This window comes from Pedobacter sp. (assembly GCF_965227205.1).
GTDB lineage: Bacteria > Bacteroidota > Bacteroidia > Sphingobacteriales > Sphingobacteriaceae > Pedobacter.
Genome location: NZ_OZ245727.1, coordinates 1,536,004 through 1,559,051 on the forward strand (window position 1 = coordinate 1,536,004; position 23,048 = coordinate 1,559,051).

26 protein-coding genes are annotated in these 23,048 nt (G+C 34.3%); 17 read left to right on the forward strand and 9 right to left on the reverse strand.

Translation table 11 applies throughout. The annotated features are described in order from the left end of the window. Positions 1 to 3: 3 nt before the first annotated feature. Genes ACO05K_RS06605 through ACO05K_RS06620 form a run of 4 tightly spaced genes read left to right on the forward strand, consistent with a single transcriptional unit; the run spans position 4 to position 3,244 of the window. Entirely contained in the window at positions 4 to 864 is an 861-nt protein-coding gene (locus ACO05K_RS06605; RefSeq protein WP_421943655.1) for a bestrophin family protein, read from the forward strand. Continuing rightward, a complete protein-coding gene (locus ACO05K_RS06610; protein ID WP_421943656.1) occupies positions 864 to 1,766 on the forward strand; it encodes a histone deacetylase in 903 nt (300 codons plus the stop codon). Before ACO05K_RS06605 ends, ACO05K_RS06610 begins: the two co-directional genes overlap by 1 nt. 21 nt (positions 1,767 to 1,787) lie before the next feature. After that, a complete protein-coding gene (locus ACO05K_RS06615; protein ID WP_421943657.1) occupies positions 1,788 to 2,471 on the forward strand; it encodes a pseudouridine synthase in 684 nt (227 codons plus the stop codon). A 38-nt stretch (positions 2,472 to 2,509) separates the two neighbouring features. Further along, positions 2,510 to 3,244 carry a hypothetical protein gene (locus tag ACO05K_RS06620; protein ID WP_421943658.1) on the forward strand — a complete coding sequence of 245 codons (735 nt, stop codon included), beginning with the start codon at positions 2,510 to 2,512 and terminating at the stop codon, positions 3,242 to 3,244. Positions 3,245 to 3,251: 7 nt separating this feature from the next. Here the strand turns inward: ACO05K_RS06620 and ACO05K_RS06625 are convergent, their stop codons facing one another. The 3 genes from ACO05K_RS06625 to ACO05K_RS06635 all read right to left on the reverse strand — a co-directional run bounded on the left by ACO05K_RS06625 (position 3,252) and on the right by ACO05K_RS06635 (position 5,816). Beyond that, positions 3,252 to 4,625 carry an MATE family efflux transporter gene (locus ACO05K_RS06625; RefSeq protein WP_421943659.1) on the reverse strand — a complete coding sequence of 458 codons (1,374 nt, stop codon included), beginning with the start codon at positions 4,623 to 4,625 and terminating at the stop codon, positions 3,252 to 3,254. Positions 4,626 to 4,692: 67 nt separating this feature from the next. Further along, the gene (locus ACO05K_RS06630) at positions 4,693 to 5,319 is read right to left on the reverse strand and encodes a helix-turn-helix domain-containing protein (protein WP_421943660.1); all 627 of its coding nucleotides are present in this window, start codon (positions 5,317 to 5,319) and stop codon (positions 4,693 to 4,695) included. Positions 5,320 to 5,330: 11 nt separating this feature from the next. Next, the gene (locus tag ACO05K_RS06635) at positions 5,331 to 5,816 is read right to left on the reverse strand and encodes a PaaI family thioesterase (protein ID WP_421943661.1); all 486 of its coding nucleotides are present in this window, start codon (positions 5,814 to 5,816) and stop codon (positions 5,331 to 5,333) included. A 273-nt stretch (positions 5,817 to 6,089) separates the two neighbouring features. Between ACO05K_RS06635 and ACO05K_RS06640 the strand changes: the two genes are divergently transcribed. The 3 genes from ACO05K_RS06640 (at position 6,090) to hemF (ending at position 8,627) form a co-directional block, all read left to right on the forward strand. Then, positions 6,090 to 6,311 (forward strand): coproporphyrinogen III oxidase, encoded by a 222-nt coding sequence (locus ACO05K_RS06640; RefSeq protein ID WP_421943662.1) that lies wholly within the window; start codon positions 6,090 to 6,092, stop codon positions 6,309 to 6,311. 97 nt (positions 6,312 to 6,408) lie between these two features. Next, positions 6,409 to 7,638, forward strand: coding sequence for an MFS transporter (locus tag ACO05K_RS06645; protein WP_421943663.1), 1,230 nt, complete (start codon positions 6,409 to 6,411; stop codon positions 7,636 to 7,638). A 95-nt stretch (positions 7,639 to 7,733) separates the two neighbouring features. Next, complete coding sequence (gene hemF, locus ACO05K_RS06650; protein ID WP_421943664.1) at positions 7,734 to 8,627, forward strand: oxygen-dependent coproporphyrinogen oxidase; 894 nt, start codon at positions 7,734 to 7,736, stop codon at positions 8,625 to 8,627. Here the strand turns inward: hemF and ACO05K_RS06655 are convergent. Beyond that, positions 8,624 to 9,322, reverse strand: a complete 699-nt coding sequence (locus ACO05K_RS06655) for an endonuclease V (RefSeq protein WP_421943665.1) — start codon at positions 9,320 to 9,322, stop codon at positions 8,624 to 8,626. The two genes, hemF and ACO05K_RS06655, sit on opposite strands and share 4 nt — an antisense overlap. Positions 9,323 to 9,439: 117 nt before the next feature. Here ACO05K_RS06655 and ACO05K_RS06660 point away from each other — a divergent pair, with 117 nt between their 5' ends. From ACO05K_RS06660 to ACO05K_RS06700, 9 genes are read left to right on the forward strand one after another with little or no spacing between them, the layout of a single operon-like run. Then, positions 9,440 to 9,835 carry a MerC domain-containing protein gene (locus ACO05K_RS06660; RefSeq protein ID WP_421943666.1) on the forward strand — a complete coding sequence of 132 codons (396 nt, stop codon included), beginning with the start codon at positions 9,440 to 9,442 and terminating at the stop codon, positions 9,833 to 9,835. A gap of 58 nt (positions 9,836 to 9,893) precedes the next feature. Then, on the forward strand, positions 9,894 to 10,067 hold the full coding sequence (locus tag ACO05K_RS06665; protein WP_421943667.1) for a hypothetical protein: 174 nt from the start codon (positions 9,894 to 9,896) through the stop codon (positions 10,065 to 10,067). Further along, the gene (locus tag ACO05K_RS06670) at positions 10,060 to 10,686 is read left to right on the forward strand and encodes an ABC transporter ATP-binding protein (RefSeq protein WP_421943668.1); all 627 of its coding nucleotides are present in this window, start codon (positions 10,060 to 10,062) and stop codon (positions 10,684 to 10,686) included. Before ACO05K_RS06665 ends, ACO05K_RS06670 begins: the two co-directional genes overlap by 8 nt. Next, the gene (locus ACO05K_RS06675) at positions 10,686 to 11,894 is read left to right on the forward strand and encodes an ABC transporter permease (protein WP_421943669.1); all 1,209 of its coding nucleotides are present in this window, start codon (positions 10,686 to 10,688) and stop codon (positions 11,892 to 11,894) included. Before ACO05K_RS06670 ends, ACO05K_RS06675 begins: the two co-directional genes overlap by 1 nt. After that, positions 11,895 to 12,347 (forward strand): hypothetical protein, encoded by a 453-nt coding sequence (locus tag ACO05K_RS06680; protein ID WP_421943670.1) that lies wholly within the window; start codon positions 11,895 to 11,897, stop codon positions 12,345 to 12,347. Then, positions 12,344 to 12,796, forward strand: a complete 453-nt coding sequence (locus ACO05K_RS06685; protein ID WP_421943671.1) for a hypothetical protein — start codon at positions 12,344 to 12,346, stop codon at positions 12,794 to 12,796. The genes ACO05K_RS06680 and ACO05K_RS06685 overlap by 4 nt, the downstream gene beginning before the upstream one ends. Then, positions 12,793 to 13,239 carry a hypothetical protein gene (locus tag ACO05K_RS06690; protein WP_421943672.1) on the forward strand — a complete coding sequence of 149 codons (447 nt, stop codon included), beginning with the start codon at positions 12,793 to 12,795 and terminating at the stop codon, positions 13,237 to 13,239. The genes ACO05K_RS06685 and ACO05K_RS06690 overlap by 4 nt, the downstream gene beginning before the upstream one ends. Before the next feature lie 25 nt (positions 13,240 to 13,264). Next, on the forward strand, positions 13,265 to 13,699 hold the full coding sequence (locus ACO05K_RS06695; RefSeq protein WP_421943673.1) for a Fur family transcriptional regulator: 435 nt from the start codon (positions 13,265 to 13,267) through the stop codon (positions 13,697 to 13,699). Between the two features lie 16 nt (positions 13,700 to 13,715). Continuing rightward, positions 13,716 to 14,159: a hypothetical protein gene (locus ACO05K_RS06700; RefSeq protein WP_421943674.1), complete on the forward strand. Its 444-nt coding sequence runs from the start codon at positions 13,716 to 13,718 to the stop codon at positions 14,157 to 14,159. Between the two features lie 102 nt (positions 14,160 to 14,261). On the opposite strand, the gene ACO05K_RS06705 is transcribed toward ACO05K_RS06700, so the two are convergent. The 3 genes from ACO05K_RS06705 to gyrA all read right to left on the reverse strand — a co-directional run bounded on the left by ACO05K_RS06705 (position 14,262) and on the right by gyrA (position 19,204). Next, the gene (locus ACO05K_RS06705; protein ID WP_421943675.1) at positions 14,262 to 15,407 is read right to left on the reverse strand and encodes a tetratricopeptide repeat protein; all 1,146 of its coding nucleotides are present in this window, start codon (positions 15,405 to 15,407) and stop codon (positions 14,262 to 14,264) included. An 85-nt stretch (positions 15,408 to 15,492) separates the two neighbouring features. After that, on the reverse strand, positions 15,493 to 16,581 hold the full coding sequence (locus tag ACO05K_RS06710; RefSeq protein WP_421943676.1) for a tetratricopeptide repeat protein: 1,089 nt from the start codon (positions 16,579 to 16,581) through the stop codon (positions 15,493 to 15,495). A gap of 31 nt (positions 16,582 to 16,612) precedes the next feature. Further along, the gene (gene gyrA / locus ACO05K_RS06715; RefSeq protein ID WP_421943677.1) at positions 16,613 to 19,204 is read right to left on the reverse strand and encodes a DNA gyrase subunit A; all 2,592 of its coding nucleotides are present in this window, start codon (positions 19,202 to 19,204) and stop codon (positions 16,613 to 16,615) included. A 289-nt stretch (positions 19,205 to 19,493) separates the two neighbouring features. Here gyrA and ACO05K_RS06720 point away from each other — a divergent pair, with 289 nt between their 5' ends. Beyond that, positions 19,494 to 20,705, forward strand: a complete 1,212-nt coding sequence (locus ACO05K_RS06720) for a TCR/Tet family MFS transporter (RefSeq protein ID WP_421943678.1) — start codon at positions 19,494 to 19,496, stop codon at positions 20,703 to 20,705. Here ACO05K_RS06720 and ACO05K_RS06725 read toward each other — a convergent pair. Continuing rightward, positions 20,702 to 21,466 (reverse strand): hypothetical protein, encoded by a 765-nt coding sequence (locus ACO05K_RS06725; protein WP_421943679.1) that lies wholly within the window; start codon positions 21,464 to 21,466, stop codon positions 20,702 to 20,704. The two genes, ACO05K_RS06720 and ACO05K_RS06725, sit on opposite strands and share 4 nt — an antisense overlap. A gap of 50 nt (positions 21,467 to 21,516) precedes the next feature. Then, complete coding sequence (locus ACO05K_RS06730; protein WP_421943680.1) at positions 21,517 to 22,866, reverse strand: PhoH family protein; 1,350 nt, start codon at positions 22,864 to 22,866, stop codon at positions 21,517 to 21,519. Positions 22,867 to 23,048: the final 182 nt, after the last annotated feature.

The window sequence follows — 23,048 nt, forward strand, 5'->3', positions numbered from 1 at the left end:
GACATGATTAATTACAATCCAAAAGACTGGTTTACGTTCATCTTTCATATTCATAAAGCTGACACTTTTCGGAAGTTATGGCCACTAATGATTAGCGTTTCTATTTTTTCCGCATTAGTAGCATTTCTTGAGTTGAATGTTTTTCAGCTGTCGAAAAGCGATTATGTTAGCAATATTGGTATGATGCATAGCTTACTAGGCTTTGTTATCTCCATGTTACTGGTTTTCCGCACCAATACATCGTACGATAGATGGTGGGATGGACGCAAGCTTTTAGGTTCTTTAACCAACGTAAGCAGGAATTTTGCAATGAAAATTAAAGCTTTAAGGTTACCGGATGAGGATACAAGGTTTTTTGAATATGGCATTCCGAAATATGCTTTTGCGCTAAAAGAGCATCTTCGCGAGAAAAAATACTTTGGAAAGAACAGCTTTTTGATAGAAGTTGAGGATACGAAACATATACCTAATCAAATCGCAAGCAGCATGATTTCCAGACTCTATGATTTATTAGCGAAAGGATTAATTTCTCAAGAGCAATTAATTGTGTTAACGAATGATGTAAATCAATTCACAGATATTTGTGGTGGCTGCGAACGGATAAAAAACACTCCAATACCATTTTCGTATAGTATCTTTTTAAAGAAATTTATTTTCGTTTATGTGCTTACAATTCCTATTGGTTGGGTTTTTAGTTTGGGTTATTATTTAGTGTTAATTGTTCCTTTTATCCTCTATGTATTAGCAAGTTTGGAGCTAATAGCTGAAGAAATAGAAGACCCATTTGGAGAAGATGCAAATGACTTGCCTGTAGACCAGATTTGTAATAACATTGAAAAACATGTTGAAGAAATTTTGGGTTAATGATTAAGATTGCATGGCATCCGCTTTATGCGCATCCTTTACCAGAAGGGCATCGTTTTCCAATGCTTAAATATGAATTAATCCCTGAGCAATTACTGCATGAGGGCACAATTTCAAATGAAAACATTTTTCAACCGGAATTAGTAAGAGAGGAAAATGTATTACTAACCCATGATAAACATTATTGGGAGCAACTTAGAGATTTAACGCTTCCCGCTAAAGAACAAAGAAGGATAGGCTTTCCTTTAAATGCACAATTAGTAGAGCGTGAACTCAGGATTACGCAGGGTACGATTGATGGCACTCAATTCGCAATTAATAATGGTGTTGCTTTTAATGTTGCCGGTGGTACACATCATTCGGGCAGTAATTGGGGTGAAGGTTTTTGCTTGCTGAACGACCAAGCAATTTCAGCTAACTATTTACTAAATAATAATTTAGCTAACCGTATATTAATCATTGATTTAGATGTGCATCAAGGTAATGGAACTGCAGAAATCTTCCAAAATGAATCAAGGGTATTCACATTTTCTATGCATGGTGATAAAAATTTTCCTTTCAGAAAGGAAGTATCAAACTTAGATGTTGCCTTGAATGATGGTGTTCAGGATGATGAATATTTATCTCTACTAAAAGCCAATTTGATTAAAGCGTTCGATAGGTCAAAGCCAGATTTTGTTTTTTATCTATCAGGTGTTGATGTGCTTGCAACAGATAAACTTGGCAAGCTTTCCCTAAGTAAAGCCGCTTGTAAGGAACGAGATAATTTAGTGCTCCATGCTTGCAAGAACAGAAATTTACCTGTACAGATTAGTATGGGAGGAGGTTACTCTGCCGATATTAAAGATATTGTTGATGCGCATTGTAATACCTATCGTTTAGCTTTTGATTTGTTTACCTAACAATATCCTTATCTTCGCGGCATGCTGGAAATAATCTATCAGGATGAAAATTTAATTGCCATTAACAAACCACACGGCTTATTAGTGCATCAATCATCTATTGCAAGAGATGCTACCGAATTTGCTTTACAAATGCTTCGCGACCAAATTGGCAAACATGTTAGTCCGGTACATAGGCTGGATAGAAAGACAAGTGGAATCTTACTTTTTGCTTTTGATAAGGAATCTGAAATTGCTATGCATCAGCAATTTATGAATACGGAGACAACTAAAAAATATCTTTCTATCCTACGTGGGTTTGCTCCGGATAAAATGGATATTGATTATCCTTTGGCAAAAGAAAACGGAACGATGCAAGATGCTTTCACATCATTTATCACCTTACAGAAAGCTGAAGTTAATGTACCTTTTGGTAAACATGCAACTTCAAGATATTCTTTAGTTGAAGCTACACCAAAAACAGGAAGAATGCATCAGTTGAGAAGACATTTCAGTCATATATTACACCCAATTATTGGTGACAGAACACACGGTTGTAATAAGCAGAATAAATTCTTTTTGGAGCAATGGAATATGACTACCATGCTTTTGCATGCATCAGAATTGAGTTTTACGCATCCAATTACTAAAGAGCAAATTCATTTAAAAGCCGGTTTACATGATGAATTTAAAAGAGTGATGGATTTTATGAAAATGAAACTCTAGCACAATTTTTGTCAAGAAATTCTGTTTATTAAACATCTATGATTAAATACTTACGTTTTACGATTCCGGTTTTAGCGCTTTTTGCAGCAAGTTGTTCTTCAGTTTACATGCCAAACGTTCCAAATACACCAATGCTTAGTCAGCAAGGTGAGTTTAGTGGTGGCGGACATATCTCTTTAAAAGGAAACGCAAGCATAAATGGTGCTTACGCAGTTTCTAATCATGTTGGCGTACTTTTCAGCGCATCTACAATGAATAATGAAAGGAAAAGTAAAGATTTCGGCCATAAGCTAGTTGAAATTGGCGGAGGTTACTTTGATACTTTCGGTCCAGACAATAATAGAATTATCGAAGTATATGCCGGTGTAGGGAAGGGTTGGAGCGATATTACCTTTAGAGATTACAGTAACGATATTTTAGTAAATAACGAAGTGCAGGAAGTAGACTATAGAAAAGCTTTTCTACAGGTTAACTACAGTTCGAAAAAGAAAAATAATTTAAGATTATTTGGTACCAACTTTCCAATAAATTACGGAACTGCATTGAGAATAAGTCATATTACTATGGATAGGTTTTTTATCAACAATGTTGTTCAACCTAAGGAGGATAACATTTTCTTTGAGCCTATTTTCTTTACCAGAATGGCGTTAAACAAAACCATTCAATTGCAGTACACAACAAGCAGTAATATTGGCTTAAAAAACCGTAAATACATGTCGGCCGGAAACTCGATATTTACAATTGGCGTTGTTGTTAACGTTGGCGGTAAATAAAATTGATTTAGATAACTGTATCTGTTTTTAATTTCAATGCTTTGGTTTTATTTTGAAATCTAAAAAACAGTAGGATAGAAGCAGTTAATAATCCAAAAGTTAATCCGTACCATATTCCGTAAACACCTAAGTTAAACTTAAAGCCTAAAACATATCCAATCGGAATACCAACAACCCAATAAGCTAAAAATGTGATAAATGTTGGGATGTTTACATCACCAATTCCTCTTAAAACACCTAAACCCACAACCTGTGTTCCATCAAACAGTTGAAAAAAGCCTGCAATAATTAAGAGTTGAGCAGCAATACTTACCACGCTTAAATCTTCAGTATAGATAAACGGCATTACGCTATTTGCCAAGATGAATATAATTGCGGTACAGCTCATAAACAATAAAATTACATGGTAACTTGCAATGGCCGACATTCTTAAATCATCAAAGTTATTTTTACCGAAATTATTGCCGGTTTTAATTGTTGCAGCTGATGCGATTCCACTTGCAATCATATAAGTCATTGCGGCTAAGCTTATGGCAATTTGATGTGCAGCCTGTTCAACAGCTCCAATTGTTCCAATTAGCACAGCTGCACCACTAAATGCGCTGATTTCAAAAGAATATTGCAAAGCAACAGGTGCACCAATTTTAATTATTTTAGTTGCTCTAAGTTTATCAATAAAAGTGGCTTTAAAACTAACCAGATACTTTTTGAAATGCTTCGACCTTAAAACGTAAATTGCCATTACGGTTGCCATCAAAAGTCTATCAATTAGCGTACTCAATCCAACACCACTTACACCCATCGATTTGATTCCAAACATTCCTTTTACGAAAATGATTCCTAAAATTATGTTTAAAGCATTACCCCAAATCGATACAAACATGGCTTGTTTTGTAAAACCCAATCCTTCGGCAAATTGCTTAAAGGTTTGAAAAATTAGCAACGGAATAATCGATACAGAAAGCAAGCCAAGATAAGGCTTTGCATATTGCACTACCGCCGGAGTTTGACCCAAGTTATCTATAACCAACAAAACTCCAAAATGAACCAGGCAGTAAAGGAAAATACCAACCAGAATATTAATAATTAAACTATTAGATAATAGCTTGCCACATTCTTCATAATTCTGGCGACCGTTTTCTTGTGCAATCAATGGTGTTAATCCATAAGATATACCTAAACCGATTACCATAATTAAAATGAAAATGCTGTTTACTAATGATACTGCTGCAAGCTGAGTGGTATCTGTAAAATGGCCAACAATCACGCTATCTGCCATGTGCACTAGGGTATGGCCAACTTGAGAGCCAACAATTGGCAAAGCCAGGTGAAGATTTTCTTTGTAGTAAGGTTTGTATTTGGTATAGATTTTTGAAAACATAAGTTTGCAAAGGTCGGTTTTTTAAACCTCATAAAAGACGGTTAATTGAAAGTTAACTTTAACTTGATTAAACCGCTGTAAAAAACTCTTCCTTTTCGGTAGTGTTTGATTTTATAACATTTGCAAGGATGAGATTTACAATTATTTTTTGTGCTTTACGATAAGAACATCGTAGCAATTTGCTGTATTCCTTTAAAGTGATTTTATCGTTATCGCTTAAAAACTCCAGTAATTTCTTTTCGTTATCAGAATAAGAAATAAGCACACCACTATCTTTATGGTCATTTTTTAAAACGTCTACAATTATTTTGCTTGCTAATACACTTTTATCGTCAATGCGAATATAAGCCCACCATTTTTTATCATCATCTAAAGCGTAATGAGGTTTTGTATCGCTTTCTGGTATGTTCGCAACCAATACCAGCTTATCATCAACATAAATTTCTTCGAAATTCGGTTCGATAGCAGGTTTACAAAATTGGTGTGCAGCAGTTAAAATCATATATTTTTCTTCTTCTTCTGATTTTACACCTTTAATTGTACCATCATCGGCTACGCCGATTAGTAATTTCCCGCCCTTATTATTAGCAAAAGCAACCAGGCTTTTAGCAATTTTTCCGGTATTGGTAATTGTTTTTTTGAAATCAAGTGTAACACCTTCGCCCTGCAAAATCAAACTTTTAATACTCGGCATAATGGGATAGATTAATAAGCAACTCTCGGCTCTTCGCCTTGATGCAGGTTTCTGATGTAAACTTCGTTCATTACAGTAGCGCAAAGTTCGCCCTGTTTATTTGTAATTTCCATCGGATAAGCTTTTACAAACTTACCAACGGTTTTTAAAGCCTGTTCAGCTTCAGCAATCATTTCTTCGGTAACGTTAATCGTAAAATATAGATTAGAACGTCCTGGTTTTAAGTATTGTATCGATGCGCTTTTAAGCCAAACCCTAACTTTCATTCCTCTGCGTTGCATAAGCTGGTCGAAAAGTAATGCATAAAAAGGATCGGTAGCAGCATAAATTGTACCTCCAAAAATAGAGCCATTGTAATTTTTGTTCAGAAAACTCTTACTCAGTTTTACTGTACAGCTTTTAAAATCATTATCAAATTTCTGAACCCAAATGCGCTGAAAAAATAATGGTGGATAAAGGCGCATTACCCATTTAAGGGTGTTTTGAGAAATAATCATATTTACTAATATCAGAAAGTTTTATCAGGTTTTAAAGTTTTAAAGATGATGTTTAGGTAATATTTTAGTCAATTGAGGTGCATTAGAAAATAAAATAAATCATTTGAAGGATAAATTAATACTCACGGCTGATGTTCGATTGAATAAACAAAATTTGATTTAAAATAAAACTAAATGATTAGAAGCTTGTTAGGTTTATAGTTAACAATTAAACAGTGAAACTATCAGCTAAATGATCGCTTCATTCAACAAGAAAATTAAAACTCAACCCTAATGAAAAAATTAATCTTAAGTCTTGCTTTTGCAGCTACAATAATGGTAGCAACATCAGCATGCAATTCGTCGAAAAATATGGCTGGCTCAACTGACAGTACAATGACGGATTCGACAACAACAACGGCACCGATGGATACAACGAAAACAACAACCACTCCACCGGATACAATGAAAAAAACGACGCCGCCTGATACGACAAAGACAATGCCTCCTATGTAGAGGATTAAGAGCCCCGAATATTCGGGGCTTTTTTCGTTTACATCTTTTTTTTATTTGCGCTTATTTGTACTTTCAGCGAATAAACCAAATAAAACAAATGGAGCCTAAACCATCCAATAACCGTAATGTTATTTTCTTAGTAATTGTAGCTGCACTAGGCTACTTTGTAGATATTTACGATCTTGTACTTTTTTCTGTAGTCCGCTTAAAAAGCTTTGCTGATATCGGCGTTTCGCCCGAACATATGCGTACCGATGGCGAGTATGTTATTAATATGCAAATGTTTGGTTTGCTTTTAGGCGGTTTGTTATGGGGGATTATAGGAGATAAATTTGGCCGGATAAAAGTTCTTTTCGGCTCTATCCTGATGTATTCTTTGGCAAACATTGCAAACGGCTTTGTTACCGATGTTCACAGTTATGCAATTATACGCTTTATTGCAGGTATTGGTTTAGCAGGCGAACTTGGTGCCGGAATTACACTCGTTACCGAAACCATGGATAAAGAAAAGCGTGGTTACGGAACAATGGTTGTTGCCGGAATTGGATTGCTTGGCGCAGCAGCGGCAGCAACAGTTGGTAAACATTTCACCTGGCAAACTTCTTATTTTGTAGGTGGTGGAATGGGTTTGTTGCTTTTACTTTTAAGAGTGGGTACATTCGAATCTGGCATGTTCAAAAAAGCTGAGGAGGCAACTGAAGTCTCAAAAGGTAATTTTTTTATGCTTTTTTCTGACAGGAAAAGGTTTCTAAAATACCTGGCTTGTATTTGTCTGGGTTTACCGTTATGGTTTATTGTAGGAATTTTGGTTACGCAATCGCCTGAAATTGGAAAAGCTTTAGGTGCTAAAGAAGTTCTGAATGCCGGCACTGGCATTATGTACACTTATTTTGGTATCGCCATTGGCGATGTTGTTTGTGGTTTTTTGGCTCAGGTACTTAAATCGAGAAGAAAAACTGTTTTAATTTTTCAAAGTTTGTCAGTGGTAACGGTTATTATCTATCTAACAAATACTCAATTAACGGAAAGTAGCTTTATTCTAATATGCTTATTTATGGGTTTTGCAGTTGGTTACTGGGCTACTTTTGTGACAATTGCGGCAGAACAATTCGGTACAAACATTCGCTCTACTGTAACTACAACAGCGCCAAATTTTGTTCGTGGTGCATTAATTCCAATTACTTATACCTTCGAATATTTCGTGCACCAATTTAATATTGTAACTGCTGGTTTTATTGTTATGGGTATTGTAACGGTAATTGCAATGGTCTCTGTACTATATTTAAAGGAAAGCTTTAACAAGGATTTAAACTATCTGGAAGAATAAAAATATCAACTGTCAATAAAATGTACTATCTAAACATAAATAGGCGATACTAATGTAATAGCCTTAAATTTGCTATAGAATTACATAAAGAAGCCATGTTTAAAGAAGAGGTAGCAGAGCGATATAAATTGATACAGGATGAAATTTGCCGTGGGTTAGAAATAGCAGATGGAAAAGGCAAATTTCAGGAAGAACTTTGGGAACGCAACGGAGGAGGGGGAGGACGCACTCGCATTATGCAAAATGGTGCAATAATCGAAAAAGGTGGTGTTAATTTTTCTGCTGTTTATGGCAAACTTCCGGAAGCGGTAAAAAAAGCATTTAATGTAACCGAAGATGATTTTTTCGCCACTGGTGTATCAATTGTAATTCACCCAAATCATCCATTGGTTCCCATAATCCACATGAATATTCGTTATTTTGAATTAAACGAAGAAACCAGATGGTTTGGTGGAGGTATAGATTTAACGCCACATTATGTTTTTGAAAACGATGCAAGGTTTTTTCACCATAAGCTAAAACAGGCTTGCGATGATTTTAATTTAGACTTTTATCCAAAGTTTAAAAACCATGCAGATGATTATTTCTTTATCAAACACCGTGAAGAAAGCAGAGGCATTGGTGGGATATTTTACGACCGTTTAAAGCCTGAAAACACTTCTTTATCCTGGGAAGAAATTCTTGATTTCTCGGTAAACATTGGTGAAACCTTTCTGCCAATTTATACAGAACTTATTGATAGAAACCGCGAAAAGGAATTTACTGAACTACAGAAAGAGTGGCAATATCAGCGTAGAAGCAGGTACGTTGAATTTAATCTGGTTTACGATTCTGGAACTAAGTTTGGTTTAGAAACTAACGGAAGAATTGAATCTATCTTAATGAGTTTGCCTCCGCAAGCAAATTGGGGATATAATGTTCAGCCTGAAATTGGTTCTGATGAATATAAAACCATCCAGTTTCTGAAGAAAGGTATTAATTGGGTTTAGAATAAAGTTAATGGTAATTGAACCTTGTGAAAGCCTTTTTCCAATTTCCCTAACCTAAATTGATTGACAATTTCATGTGCAATTCGGGTAGGTTCCGGAATTCTATAATTTCCAATGCACTTTTTCATTATATCGATGCTTTGCTGTTGAGTAATTAAGTGCCCGGCTGATATGTAAACAGGAGCACAGTTTACTTTGGTTCTAAGTGCGTAACCTAAAAATTCCTGATTATTCTTAATCTCTTCAGTGCTGTATTTTGAATTTTCTGGTAAATGATTTTTGCCATAAAGCAAACTTTTGGCGCAACCGATTGTAGATTGATTAGCTAAAATTCCAAAATGAGAAGCGACACCCATTCTGCGTGGATGAAGAATTCCGTTTCCGTCTAAAACAACCACATCAGGTTTTTCAATAATTAAATCCCAAACTTTTAATAACGCCGGAACTTCCTTAAAACCTAAAAAGCCAGCTTTGTAAGGGAACGTTGTCTCGAAAGTTTCTAGCGCATAAGCTTGCAAAATTAAATCAGGGAAAGATAAAATATCAATTGCAGCATACATTGTAGAGCTATCCTTATTAAAAGAAATATCAGCGCCTGCTATTGTTGATACGCCATTTACACTTTCAAATTTTAGTCTGGTTGCCAGTTCAATTTGAAGTTTTGTGGCTTCTTCGAATGAATAATTATCATACATATTATTAAAATAAATTAAAATCAAAAAATTCTGTAAAATAACCAGAATGATATTATTTTCAATTAAATTATAAATGCAACATTATTGCTTTTATATTTGCACTATAATTTATTTCGTATGAAGCTTTTAAAATCTCCAGTAAATTTAGACAGTTTAGGCATTACCGCATCCGTACTTTGTGCCATTCATTGTGCTATGATACCACTTTTAATTACATTTTTGCCTTTGTGGGGCTTAAGCTTTTTAGCTAACGAATGGGTAGAAATTGGCATGATTTCACTTTCTTTATTTTTAGGAATCTGGTCTTTTGGCTCATCATTTAAGAAAAATCATCATAAAATAGCTCCCATATTCATTTTGATAGCTGGTTTTGCATTGATTGCTTTCGGTCATTTTTCAGGCAACGATTTTTTAGAGCCAATTTTAATACCAATCGGTGGAATTGTTATCTCGATAGCACATTTTGTTAACCTGAAACTTTTAAAATCCTGCAACATAAAGCACAACCATTAACGGTAACCATCTTAATACAGCAACGCTGCTTTTTAATTAAACTATATATTTGTAACGCATGAAGAACAAAAGTAAAATGCTATTCGCTTTTTCTTTAGCTTTTATAGCAATGCTTAATCCATCTTGTAAACATGGTACTAATAATGCAACAGAGCTTTACAGAAGGTATGCAATTAAAAATTTAATCAATAATCAGGCAAAGCCGATTTTAATAAAAAAGTTGAATGATTAATCTGAATTCTATTTCACACCAATATCCTAAAGGGCAAAAAATAGTATTTCCCGATTGGACTATTGAAGACAAAGAACAATGGTTGCTTTTAGGTGCTTCGGGCAGTGGAAAAAGTACTTTACTTAATATTATTTCAGGTTTATTAAAGCCAACAGAAGGATTAGTAAAGTTTGATGAAGTAAGTCTTTATAATTTATCAACCCGGAATATGGACAAGTTCAGAGGTCAAAAAATAGGCATAGTTTTTCAAAGACCTCATTTAATAAGATCCTTAACCGTGTTAGAGAATCTGGAAATTGCAGCTTCCATGGCTGGTTGTAAATTTGATAAATTACATATCAATTCTATTTTGAAAGATTTAGGATTATCAGAAAAGACAGATAGTTATCCTGATGAACTTAGTCAGGGGCAACTTCAACGAGTTTCTGTGGCAAGGGCTTTAGTGAACAAGCCAACTCTTTTAATTGCCGATGAGCCGACATCCAGTTTAGATGATGAAAATACTGTTCAGGTATTAGAAATGTTAACTGCTCAGGCAAAAAATAATAATGCAGCTTTAATCATCGCTACTCATGATCAACGCGTTCGTAACCACATCTCAAAAGCTTATTTACTGTAATGAACATCCTCAAAATAAGTAGCAAAAACATCTTCAGAAATAAGCTAACAGCCATTTTAAATGTATTATTAGTTGCCTTTGGTGTTGGAATACTTTCGATTTTATTTCTAGCCTCAACTCAAATTGGCAATAAATTAGAGCAAAACGCAAAAGATATAGATTTGGTTGTTGGTGCAAAGGGGAGTCCTTTGCAATTAATTCTAAGCAGTATTTATCATATAGATTTTCCTACGGGTAACATTCCGGCGAAAGATGCTCAAGAGCTTATGCAAAATCCACTAGTTAAAAGGGCAGTTCCTTTGGCTTTGGGCGATAATTATGATGGTTATAGAATTGTTGGTACAGATACTACATTTACAGGATTATATGGCTTAAAAATAGACAAAGGAAGCTTTTGGACTAAAGATTTAGAAGCTACGATTGGTAGTTCTGTAGCCAGAGAAGCGAATTTGAAAGTTGGAGATAAGTTTTTTGGTGCTCATGGTTTAAGTGATAACGGCGATACCCATAAAAACAATGCTTATGTAGTTAAAGGCATTCTGAAACAACAAAATAATGTAACAGATAATTTAATTCTAACAAACATTGGCAGCGTATATAAAATGCATGCCACAGAAGATGAACACGAGGAACATCATGAAGAATCTGAACATGAAATAGATAATAAAGAAATTACTTCAATTTTAATTCAGTACCGTTCGCCAATGTCGGTGGTGATATTTCCACGAATGGTTAACCAAAGTACAAATATGCAAGCCGCTTCTCCAGCAATGGAAAGCGCTAGATTGTTTTCACTAATTGGCGTTGGAATTGATACATTAAGATGGTTTGCTTTATTAATCATGGCAATTTCTGCGTTGAGCGTATTTATAAGTCTGTACAATTCTATGAAAGAAAAAAAATACGACTTGGCGATAATGCGTTGTCTTGGTGCATCAAAACTAAAATTATTCTTTTTGGTGATGTTGGAAGGACTATTAATTACTATTGTTGGTGCGGTAATCGGGTTACTAATTGGCCATTTTGCACTCGAAATTATTGGTAAATATCAGGAATCATCTCAAGCTAAATTAACAGGTTTTTATTTTGTAACTGAAGAACTTTATTTGCTTCTAGCCGGATTACTAATCGGAATTGTAGCCTCGATTATTCCAGCATTACAAACTTACCGTGTTGATATTGCTAATACACTTTCAAAAGATAGATAGATGAAAAGGGCAGTGTTGTTTATAGCGATAAGTGCTTTATATTTAAGGTTTAGTGAGGTTAAATCTCAAGTTAAAGTACATAAAGACTTAAGAACTTCTACCTGGAATATTATCGGCTTAAGATATGATAAGGAATTAAGTCCAGGCAAATGGGGCAGTGTATATCCTGCTCCGCTTAAAGCTTTAAATAACAAGACAATAGAGTTGCCTGGCTACATGATTCCAACTAAAGTGGGGCGGAAATTTACAGAATTTATGTTCTCCATTGTACCTGTAGAATCTTGTCCATATTGCGGAACCGGAGATATACCTGCGATGTTACAGGTAAGCACAAGCACTCCAATACCGATAACGGATAAACCAATAAAGTTGAAAGGCAAATTTGTTATTAACGATTCTGGAAACGACCAAAGTGAATTTTTTCTGTTAAGTGCTGTATTAGTTTCAAAATGAAAAACTCTATTCTAAAACTTCCATTAATCATTTTATTTCTCTTTTTTGGTAGTGAAAGATTAAGTGCGCAAGTTCAGGTTCATACAGATATGCGTACCAAATACTGGAATTTGATAGGGTTGAGGTACGAAAAACAGGTTAAGCCTTTAGAATGGAAAGTGTTCTTTCCTACAGAGCTTAAAGCTTTGAATAATAAAGTAATTGAGTTGCCTGGTTACATCATTCCTACTAAAGTTGGAAATAAGTTTTCTGAATTTATGCTATCAGTTGTACCCATAGAATCTTGTCCTTTCTGTGGTTCAGGTGATATACCATCTATGGTTGAAGTTAAAATGAGTAATCCGATAATTTACACCAGCAAACCAATAAAACTAAGAGGCAAAATTATCGTTAACGATTCTGGCGATAAACGTTCTGAATTTTTTCTACTTGATGCAGTACAGTTATGAGGTTAATATTATTTATCTTATTGATTTTCAGTGGATTTAATAGCTACGCTCAGGCTAATAAACAACATAACGCTAACGACCAATTACACTCATTAAATTGGGATATTATTGGCTCTGTCAAATTTGAATTAACAGAGAAAAACGAACTTTTCCCAATATTTTCTGAATCTATTAAGCGGTTTGAAAACAAACAGTTTGATTTGACCGGTTATCTTATACCGATTAAGGCAGGTACAAATCAGCAGAAATTTCTATTAGCTACTTTGCCAATAAATCAATGTTATTTCTGCGGACAAAACGGTATTCCGGCCATGATTATGGTAGAAATGGATAAGTTTATATCCTTCACAACTAAGCCAATTAAAATTTCAGGAATACTAAAACTCGAAAGGAGGGATGCAAGTTATGCGGCTCCGATATCCCTCAAAATGCCAAAATCATAATATAATTGCTTATTTTTGTGTTATAATGAAGAACACGGAAAGATTTGAAAACCTGCTAATAAAGAACGGACTTAAACGCACCGGACCAAGATTGCAGGTTTTGGATATTTTAAGCAGTAGAGATTCGGCAACCTCACAACCATATTTAGAACAAGTTATGGGCAAAGTTGTTGATCGGGTAACTTTGTACCGGGTTTTGAAAGCATTTGAAGAAAAAGGAATTATTCATAAAGTTTTAGATAACCACGGCACTGCGAATTATGCAATTTGTTCTGAAGGCTGTTCTGCACACGAACACCATGACGAACACGTTCATTTTAATTGCAATAATTGCCAAAAGGTTTATTGTTTAGATAGCATCAAAATTCCTGCATTTAATGTTCCAAAAGGTTTTAAAGTTGAAAATTTAAACCTGATAGCATCAGGGATTTGCGCTTCGTGTTCAGAAAAAGTTAGTTAGTTTACCATATCATCAAATGAAGAAAATATTTCTAATTGCATTAATTTTTATAGGGTCTAAGGCTAGTGCGCAACAGCACGATTTTAGCGACCAGATAGATTCTCCAAATTGGGATATTATTGGCGATGTAACTTTCAAAACCATTAAGCCAACCGAAATGTATGCAGTTTATAACGCTGAAATAAAAAAGCATGAGAATAAAGCTTTTGAATTAGAAGGTTATATTGTTCCAATTAAAGATGGTATGAAGCAGACTAAATTTATGCTTTCAACTTTACCAATAAATCAATGTTTCTTTTGCGGAAAAAATGGCATTCCGATAATGGTTTTAGTTGAAATGGCAGAACCAATAAAGTTTACATATTTACCAGTTTCTGTAAAAGGAATTTTAAAACTAAACAAAGGAAACGCTGCTGATAATCCACCGTTGGTAATTTCAGCCGCCAAACAATTAAACTAAGTGAATTTAATTATTACTATTTATGTCTTATAATTAATATTATGTTAAGTTGGTATTTCTAACATTTACTCCTACACTGTTATAGTCTTTATTAATTGTTCTTTAAAGTTCTTGTAAACGACGTTTTAAATCCTGCACCTTATCTTGTGCATTTTTTCTAGAATAGATTTCTATTAACAGCTGAACAGCTTTTTTATCATTCGGATTGATTTCGTTCGCTCTTAACAATGCAAACTGAGCTTTATTGATTAACGAACTATATTGATTTTTTTTATCTGCATCATTTTTCTTCAATGCATCGTTTGCTGTATTAACGTAAGCCACACCTAATTGGTAAAGTGCATCAAAATAATTCTGGTCAGTAGATAATGCTTTATTGTATGCTAAAATTGCTGTAGGATTATTTCCGCCAACCTGTTGCAAATATCCGTAGAGAAAAAACAAAAGCTTATTTCCTTTTTCAACTTTTAGATTGTTTTCGATAAGTGATGATGCTTTCGCGTAGTTTTCATTATCGAGCAAAAGATTTATGTAATCATTAGTTAAAGAATGGTTATATGGATTTACACTTAAACCATCTTCCAATACTTTAATTGCAGCTTCATTATCGTATTTAGCAACATATAGTTGAGACATTTTTTGAAACACAGCCGGATTTTTTATACTGTCATCCTTCGCTCTTTTAAAATATTTCAATGATTCATCGTAAAGCTGAACATTTTGAGCGCAAATTGCCGTATTTAAAGCTAATGTAGAATCTGCAGGAAACTTATCGCTAACTTCCCTTAAATCTTCCAATGCTTCTTTAAAATCGTTATTAAAATAGGCTAAGTTGCCTCGCTCCTGCTTTTTAATTAAAATATTGTGTTCAGATGCTTTTATTAAACCAGCAGGATCTTCGTATTTTTCTAATGCTTTAGCTTTTTTAATTGCATCAACAGCAGAATCAAAGTATTTATCAGATGCAGTGCCATCAGTTTCGATAATTGCAGCGTAAGATGTTAAGTACGATTTAATTGCAAATGTTTCTGGCCAGTTTTTAGTTTTATTATCTTTTTCAGCCGATTCTATTGATTTTAATCCTTCAGTAATTATTCCAAGCTGTTTTTTTGAATCTTCTTTACCTGCAAAAGATGCCTGTAATTTACCTACGGCATTTCTTGCAATAAGCATTTGGCTTTTCTGAGCGAATGTATTAAATGATAGCGTAATTAGCGTTGCGAATAATAAAGCTGAAATTTTTTGCATAGAATATTAAAATGGTAAAGCGTAAAAATAAACATAAAAAAAAGAGCCTCGAAATTTCGAAGCTCTTTTTTTACAATGTTAAATATTATTGTTTTGGAAGTGCATCCAAACGTTTCTTAATATCTTCGTAGTTTTTAGTATCATTTTTGAAAGCATAAATAGTTTTCAAAGTTTCTAAAGCACCAACGTTTTTGGCATCTAAATCTAATGCCTTTTTATAATATGGTAACGATTTCTCTAACAAACCATTCATTTTCGTGGTTACATCATTAAATTCCTTAACCTTTTTAGCATCAATTTTATTTCTAGCATCTTGTAATTTTAATGCCTGAGAGAAATATACGTTACCTAATAATACTTGATAAGTTGGATTATTTGGCTCTTTTGATGCTAAAGTGTTTAACATTTGCTCAGATTTAGCACCATCTCCTCTATCAATGTAAATTTGCGTTTCAGATTTAATGAAATTAGCATCATCAGGATATTTAGCAGAAGCTTCTTGAATTAAAGCTAATGCTGCAGTTGTGTCTTTTTGTTGTGCTAAAGACATTGAAATCAATTCAGAATATAAATCTTTAGCTTGTGGTGCATTTAAAGAAATTACCTTTTTAAATTGTTTAATTGTATTTGGGTAATCGTTTAAATTTCTCGCAGCAACCCCAGCATTTAAATACATAGAAGTATCAGTAGGGTTAATAACAGTTGCCTGCACAAATTTATCGTAAGCTGTTTTGAAATCTTTCTTGTTATAAGCTAAAACGCCTGCATTTCTAACTGCGTTTGCAATATTAGTTTCAGCAGTTGCGATGTTATCTTTTTCTGCACCTTTAGTATCTAATGTTTTAGCTTGAGCAACTGCATCAGTTGCAATTTTAAGCTGAGCATCAGCATTTTGTACATTAGTAGTATCAAGTAAAGCTGCAGATGATGCGAATAGTGCACGGTAAGACCAAGCTTCAGGCATTATTTTTGATTTTTCATCAGCAATAGCTTTATCTGTATGTGCTAAACCTGCGGCAATTGTTTCTAGTTTTTTAGCCAGAGGTGTTGCGGCAGCTTGTCCGGTGATTTGAAAAACACTCCAGGCTTTTTTTGCTTCGTTTACTTCTCCTTTTTGAGCAAATGCAAAACTAACTACACCTGCTAAAATTGTACTTAGAACTATTTTTTTCATAAAATTATTATTCTGTTCTTATTTAATTAGATTAATTTTCTTCTGTTTCATCTTCAGCGTCCGTGTCTGCTTCATCTTCCGTGTCTTCAGCTTCTGAAGTTGCATCTGCTTCCAGCTCTTCGCCATCAACTACAACTACATTTTCTAAATCTACTTCTTCCTCGTCTTCTTCGTGATCAATTTTTGTTACTGATGCAATTTCATCATCTCCTTTCAAAGATATTAAACGAACACCCTGAGTTGCACGTCCCATAACTCTCAATGCAGATACCGGAATTCTAATTACGATACCAGAACGATTGATAATCATTAAATCTTCGCTATCAGTAACGTCTTTAATGGAAACTAATTGTCCGGTTTTTTCTGTAACATTAATGGTTTTTACACCTTTACCGCCACGGTTTGTAACTCTGTAATCTTCAATGTCTGTACGTTTTCCGTATCCTTTTTCTGATACTACTAACACAGTAACGTCTGGATTGTTTACAGCAATCATGCCAACAACCTCATCTTTATCATGCGCTAGTCTAACTCCACGTACTCCAGTAGCTGTTCTACCCATCGGACGAACGGTACTTTCATTGAAACGAATAGCTCTACCAGAACGCAATGCCATTACAATTTCGCTTTGTCCGTTAGTTAAACATGCTTCTAATAATACATCACCCTCATTAATATTAATTGCATTAATACCGTTAACACGCGGACGAGAATATGCTTCTAAAGAAGTTTTCTTAATTGTACCTTGTTTAGTACACATTATAATAAAGTTGTTCTCTAGGTATTCTTGGTCCTTAAGATTTTTAACCTTAATATATGCCTTAATTTTTTCTTCTTTTGGAATATTGATGATGTTTTGGATGGCTCTACCTTTACTTGTACGAGAGCCCTCCGGAATTTCATATACCCTTAACCAGAAACATCTTCCGGCTTCGGTAAAGAATAACATGTAATTGTGGTTGGTTGCAACAAGCATATGCTCAATAAAATCTTCATTTCTTGATGTGCTGCCTTTAGAACCTTTTCCACCTCTACCCTGCGCTCTAAATTCTGTTGCTGGTGTACGTTTAACATAACCTTCGTGAGAAATCGTAATTACAACTTCTTCATCATCGATGAAATCTTCCATGCTCATATCTTCAGCAGAATGAACAATGGTTGTTTTACGATCATCGCCGAATTTCTGTTTAATTTCTTCCAGCTCATCTTTGATAATCTGCATACGCAAACCTTCATCTGCTAAAATAGATTTCAAATATTCGATGGTTTTCATTAACTCAGCATATTCTTCTTTAATCTTATCGCGTTCTAGTCCTGTTAAACGACGTAAAGTCATATCAAGGATAGCACGGGCTTGAATATCGCTTAAGCCGAATTTTTCCATTAAACCTACGCGAGCTTCTTCCGGAGTTTCTGACGCACGAATTAATTTAATTACTTCATCTAAATGGTCTAAAGCAATTAAATAACCTTCTAAAATGTGTGCACGTTTTTCAGCTTCTGCTAATTCATATTTTGTTCTACGAATAACAACATCATGGCGGTGATCTACAAAATGTACAATTAAATCTTTTAGATTTAACATTTGCGGACGACCTTTTACCAGCGCAATATTATTTACACTGAAAGATGTTTGTAAAGCGGTGTACTTATATAAGTTGTTTAAAACGATTGAAGCATTGGCATCACGTTTAATTTCGTAAACGATACGAATACCATCCTTGTTAGATTCATCTTTAATGTTAGAAATACCTTCAAGTTTTTTCTCGCCAACCAATTCAGCAGTACGCTCAATCATTTGTGCTTTATTAACCTGATAAGGAATTTCTGTAACAATGATAACTTCGCGGTCTTTAAGGTTTTCAATTTCTGCTTTAGCACGCATAACAATACGTCCACGTCCAGTTTCAAAAGCTTCTTTCACACCAGTATAACCATAAATAATACCACCTGTAGGGAAATCCGGAGCTTTTACAAACTTCATTAATTCCTCAATGGTAATATCTCTGTTATCGATGTAATTTACGATACCATCAATACACTCAGTTAAATTGTGGGGCGCCATATTAGTCGCCATACCTACTGCAATACCGCTAGATCCGTTAACTAAAAGGTTAGGAATTTTAGCTGGTAAAACCGTTGGCTCCTGTAAAGTATCATCAAAGTTTAACTGAAAATCTACAGTATCTTTATTGATATCAGCAAGCATTTCCTCTGCAATTTTAGAGAAACGTGCCTCAGTATAACGCATTGCTGCCGGAGAGTCACCATCAATGTGACCAAAGTTTCCTTGTCCATCTACCATCGGGTAACGTAAACTCCAATCTTGAGCCATACGTACCATAGTAAAGTAAACAGATGCATCACCATGTGGGTGATATTTACCTAAAACCTCCCCTACAATACGGGCAGATTTTTTATGTGGTTTATTACTTGTAACACCAAGATCGAGCATACCATATAAAACACGGCGGTGTACCGGTTTCAATCCATCGCGTACATCAGGCAAAGCCCTTGATACAATTACCGACATTGAATAGTCAATGTAGGCCGATTTCATCTGCTCCTCTATATTAATTTGGATGATTTTGTCGTTTTGTTGATTTTCTAAATCTTCTGCCATAAATTATTATTCTCGTTATCAAAAACGATATTTCAAAAAGGTATTGTTATAACCTTGCGAATTTAACAAAAATATGCCGAAATAAGGCATTGTGGAAAAGTTTTAAGGCTTTGGAAAAGGTTTTAGGTGTATGTATTTTTTAAAGCCCTTAAACATGTATTCAAGCTTTTTTTTGAAAATGTTTATTGGATCTAAAACTCAGCAACAAATATGAAATATTATTGATTTGATCTCAAACATCTTAAAGTTAATTAAAGTTATATTTTTGCAATATAATCTAGATATAATAATGGCAAAGCAAAGACAATCGGCAATGATTTTTATTATGATAACGTTGTTAATTGATTGTACTGGATTTGGAATTATCATACCTGTTTTGCCAGATTTAATAAAGGAGTTCACAGGAGGAGATACTAGTGTGGCTGCCGATTATGGCGGTTATCTAATGGTTGCGTTTGCTTTACCCCAATTTATATTTTCTCCAATTTTAGGTGGTTTAAGTGATAAGTATGGTAGACGGCCAATATTATTGTTTTCATTATTTGGTTTAGGAATAGATTATCTTTTTCTTTCATTCGCACCATCCATTTTTTGGTTTTTTATTGGAAGAATTATAGCAGGAGTTACAGGAGCCAGCTTTACAACTGGTATGGCATATATAGCCGATATATCTACACCTGAAAAGAAAGCACAGAATTTCGGTTTAGTTGGAGCAGCATTTGGCTTAGGGTTTATTTTGGGCTCAGTTGGCGGAGGTTTGTTAAGTCATTTTGGATTGCGTGTACCTTTTATGGTTGCAGCTGGCTTGTCTTTGTTGAATTGGTTGTACGGTTACTTTATATTGCCTGAATCTTTATCAAAAGCAAAGAGAAGAGATTTTTCTTGGAAACGTGCAAATCCAATCGGATCGTTTATAAATGCTTCGAAATATCCCGCAATTTTAGGCTTGTTAGCAACTTTACTCCTGTTATATATTGCCAGTCATTCTGTACAATCAAATTGGTCTTATTATGTTATTGAAAAGTTTCAATGGACACCTACCATGATTGGTTATTCTTTGGCTGTTGTTGGGGTTATGGTTGCAATCGTTCAGGGTGGACTTATCAGAATTATTATCCCGAAAATTGGGAATAGAAAAGCAATTTACTTTGGTTTAATGTTATATGTAATCGGCTTCATCTGTTTTGCATTTGCAGCTAATGGATTAATGATGATGCTGTTTATTGTTCCATATTGCTTAGCAGGAATTGGCGGTCCAGCAATGCAAAGTATAATTTCCAATCAAGTGCCAGAGAATGCACAGGGAGAAATTCAAGGCATTACTACAAGTTTGCAAAGCCTTGCAGCCATTATTGGCCCATTTTTAGCGAGTCACATTTTTGTATATTTTATACAAAGTGGAACACCTTTTTATTTTCCGGGTGCGCCTTTTATTCTTAGTGCGTTTTTAACCTTAATTGGTTTGTTTATCGCAATAAGAGCTTTAAGAAAATATCATTAATCGTAGGCTTTTAATATTTTATACTCGTTAAAAGCCATTACAACATTGTAAACCAATAAAATTATTCCGCCAACATTAACTAGTTTATCAAAATCCATGTCTAATAATACTGTTAGTAGGAATATTACGGCTATCGACCCAAGAGATATAAAAAAGGAAAGCTTGAATGAGCGGTAAAGCATTGATAATCGGAACAGTGTTTTACTTTTAAAAAGAGCCGGATTTTTAATTAATTGAACAATATTCCCAAAAACAAAAAACAAAATTAGCATAACTGTAATTCCAGATAGTAGACCTTGATTTAAATCTGGAATCACCAAATAACCACTATGAATAAAATAAGCAACAATTAAAATGCAGATAAATGCTTTAAGAAGTTGCCAGTTTTTATCTTTTAGAAACCACTTCATCCATTCGAAATCTGTTTCTGTTGCTTTTTCCTGTAATTTCATCCTGGTTTCTGCTGAGAATGATATGAAAGGATTTATTATTCCGATAATTAAAATCAGCAAGGTGCTAACAAACTGAAATACCCCATCTGCAATTAAAACGTGAATTCTTTCATCATTTAAAATTCCAGGCGTGAAACAAGAAATTAGAATTAAGATGATGATTGTTGAATGAAAAATTATCGGGAAATAGTTTTCTATAATACCATTTTCTGTATTCGGATTTTGAGTTAAAGCTAGTTTTTGAGCGTCTGTATCCAGGTATTTATTCATCATACGAATACCTACGAGTAAAATAAATAAAGAGAACATTTGGCGTAGAAGAGGTTAGTTTTTACATTTTTTTGAAGCAATATAGTAATTTAAAGTAATTCATTAGCAAGATTGGCTAGTTCGCTCCGCTCCCCTTTTTGCAAGGTAATATGCGCATATAACGGATGGTTTTTTGCATTCTCTATCAAGTAACTCAAGCCATTACTTTCAGAATCGAGATACGGCGTGTCGATTTGATAAATATCGCCAGTAAATACGATTTTGGTGTGTTCTCCTGCCCTGGAAATGATGGTTTTAACCTCGTGTGGTGTTAAATTTTGCGCTTCATCTATAATGAAAAATATTTTTGTCAACGTTCGCCCTCTTATAAATGCAAGCGGTGCAATTGCAATTTTTTCTGTATTGATTAGCTCATCAATTTTGGCAATCATCTTTTCATCTCCATTAAACTGTTCTTTTATAAAGCGTAGGTTATCCCAAATTGGCGCCATAAAAGGATCTGTTTTCGATTTTGCATCGCCGGGAAGAAAACCAATATCTTTATTGCTTAGCGATACAATTGGTCTGGTGATGTAAATTTGCCTAAAGTCACGACGTTGCTCTAGTGCACTTGCCAAAGCTAAAAGTGTTTTTCCTGTACCTGCATTGCCTTGTATACTTACCAATTTAATATCTGGGTTCAGTAAGGCATCAATAGCAAAAGCTTGTTCAGGATTTTTTGGTTTAATTTTAAAAATAGATTCGTTAGCTACAGTAGTAACCGTTTTTAAGTGGTAATTGTAGAAAATATTTAAGGTTTTCCTCTTATTTTTAAGGATGTAAAAATGATTCGCATTCTTAACAGGTAAATTCAAATCATCAAGATTGATAGCTTCTTTTCTTTTAAGCATTTCAATAAAATCTTCCGGGAAATTGTTTAATTCCGTTTTACCGGCATAAAGCTCATCAACGTTTTTAATTTTGCCCGTTTCATAATCTTCAGCATTTACATCTAATGCTTTTGCCTTTAATCTTAAACAAATATCTTTTGATACAAGAATTACCTTTTTATTAGGATTTTCTTCTTTTAAAATCAGTGCTGCATTTAATATTTTATTATCTGTTTTGCCTTTTCCGTAAATATCCTCAGCATTTATAAGCTTAGGTTTTTCGCCCATTATTACTTTAAACATTCCAGTATTTGGCTTTTGCAGTGGCACCCAGTTGCTTATTAATTTCTGTTTTGCTACATTATCAATTAACCTGATAAAACTTCTGGCTTCAAAATTTCGGGTGTCGTTGCCGCTTTTAAAATTATCCAATTCTTCTAAAACCTGAATTGGGATGGCTACATAGTGCTCCTGAAAGTTATTAATTGCATCATGATCATACAAAATAACAGAAGTATCTAAAACGAAAATCTTTTTTGAAGTTGTATCTGATTTACTTTTCTTAGCCATTTTGTAAATTTAATGTTTTAGGCGCAAGATTGTAAGGCGAGTTTTGTAAAAAGCGCAAAAAAAAACGGGGACCGTCTTCTTTCGATTCTGTTCCCCGTTTAACCCTAAAAACAACCGTAATTGTTTGTCAGGTATCTAATATTTGTAATTGAATTTCTCCGTTTTTACTTGGTTTTTGCAAA

Excerpts from the sequence above, each read along its gene's own strand:
- ACO05K_RS06605 (WP_421943655.1), top strand. The coding sequence starts at position 4 with ATGATTAATTACAATCCAAAAGACTGGTTTACGTTCATCTTTCATATT.
- ACO05K_RS06610 (WP_421943656.1), top strand. The coding sequence starts at position 864 with ATGATTAAGATTGCATGGCATCCGCTTTATGCGCATCCTTTACCAGAA.
- ACO05K_RS06615 (WP_421943657.1), top strand. The coding sequence starts at position 1,788 with ATGCTGGAAATAATCTATCAGGATGAAAATTTAATTGCCATTAACAAA.
- ACO05K_RS06620 (WP_421943658.1), top strand. The coding sequence starts at position 2,510 with ATGATTAAATACTTACGTTTTACGATTCCGGTTTTAGCGCTTTTTGCA.
- ACO05K_RS06625 (WP_421943659.1), bottom strand. The coding sequence starts at position 4,625 with ATGTTTTCAAAAATCTATACCAAATACAAACCTTACTACAAAGAAAAT.
- ACO05K_RS06630 (WP_421943660.1), bottom strand. The coding sequence starts at position 5,319 with ATGCCGAGTATTAAAAGTTTGATTTTGCAGGGCGAAGGTGTTACACTT.
- ACO05K_RS06635 (WP_421943661.1), bottom strand. The coding sequence starts at position 5,816 with ATGATTATTTCTCAAAACACCCTTAAATGGGTAATGCGCCTTTATCCA.
- ACO05K_RS06640 (WP_421943662.1), top strand. The coding sequence starts at position 6,090 with ATGAAAAAATTAATCTTAAGTCTTGCTTTTGCAGCTACAATAATGGTA.
- ACO05K_RS06645 (WP_421943663.1), top strand. The coding sequence starts at position 6,409 with ATGGAGCCTAAACCATCCAATAACCGTAATGTTATTTTCTTAGTAATT.
- hemF (WP_421943664.1), top strand. The coding sequence starts at position 7,734 with ATGTTTAAAGAAGAGGTAGCAGAGCGATATAAATTGATACAGGATGAA.
- ACO05K_RS06655 (WP_421943665.1), bottom strand. The coding sequence starts at position 9,322 with ATGTATGATAATTATTCATTCGAAGAAGCCACAAAACTTCAAATTGAA.
- ACO05K_RS06660 (WP_421943666.1), top strand. The coding sequence starts at position 9,440 with ATGAAGCTTTTAAAATCTCCAGTAAATTTAGACAGTTTAGGCATTACC.
- ACO05K_RS06665 (WP_421943667.1), top strand. The coding sequence starts at position 9,894 with ATGAAGAACAAAAGTAAAATGCTATTCGCTTTTTCTTTAGCTTTTATA.
- ACO05K_RS06670 (WP_421943668.1), top strand. The coding sequence starts at position 10,060 with ATGATTAATCTGAATTCTATTTCACACCAATATCCTAAAGGGCAAAAA.
- ACO05K_RS06675 (WP_421943669.1), top strand. The coding sequence starts at position 10,686 with ATGAACATCCTCAAAATAAGTAGCAAAAACATCTTCAGAAATAAGCTA.
- ACO05K_RS06680 (WP_421943670.1), top strand. The coding sequence starts at position 11,895 with ATGAAAAGGGCAGTGTTGTTTATAGCGATAAGTGCTTTATATTTAAGG.
- ACO05K_RS06685 (WP_421943671.1), top strand. The coding sequence starts at position 12,344 with ATGAAAAACTCTATTCTAAAACTTCCATTAATCATTTTATTTCTCTTT.
- ACO05K_RS06690 (WP_421943672.1), top strand. The coding sequence starts at position 12,793 with ATGAGGTTAATATTATTTATCTTATTGATTTTCAGTGGATTTAATAGC.
- ACO05K_RS06695 (WP_421943673.1), top strand. The coding sequence starts at position 13,265 with ATGAAGAACACGGAAAGATTTGAAAACCTGCTAATAAAGAACGGACTT.
- ACO05K_RS06700 (WP_421943674.1), top strand. The coding sequence starts at position 13,716 with ATGAAGAAAATATTTCTAATTGCATTAATTTTTATAGGGTCTAAGGCT.
- ACO05K_RS06705 (WP_421943675.1), bottom strand. The coding sequence starts at position 15,407 with ATGCAAAAAATTTCAGCTTTATTATTCGCAACGCTAATTACGCTATCA.
- ACO05K_RS06710 (WP_421943676.1), bottom strand. The coding sequence starts at position 16,581 with ATGAAAAAAATAGTTCTAAGTACAATTTTAGCAGGTGTAGTTAGTTTT.
- gyrA (WP_421943677.1), bottom strand. The coding sequence starts at position 19,204 with ATGGCAGAAGATTTAGAAAATCAACAAAACGACAAAATCATCCAAATT.
- ACO05K_RS06720 (WP_421943678.1), top strand. The coding sequence starts at position 19,494 with ATGGCAAAGCAAAGACAATCGGCAATGATTTTTATTATGATAACGTTG.
- ACO05K_RS06725 (WP_421943679.1), bottom strand. The coding sequence starts at position 21,466 with ATGTTCTCTTTATTTATTTTACTCGTAGGTATTCGTATGATGAATAAA.
- ACO05K_RS06730 (WP_421943680.1), bottom strand. The coding sequence starts at position 22,866 with ATGGCTAAGAAAAGTAAATCAGATACAACTTCAAAAAAGATTTTCGTT.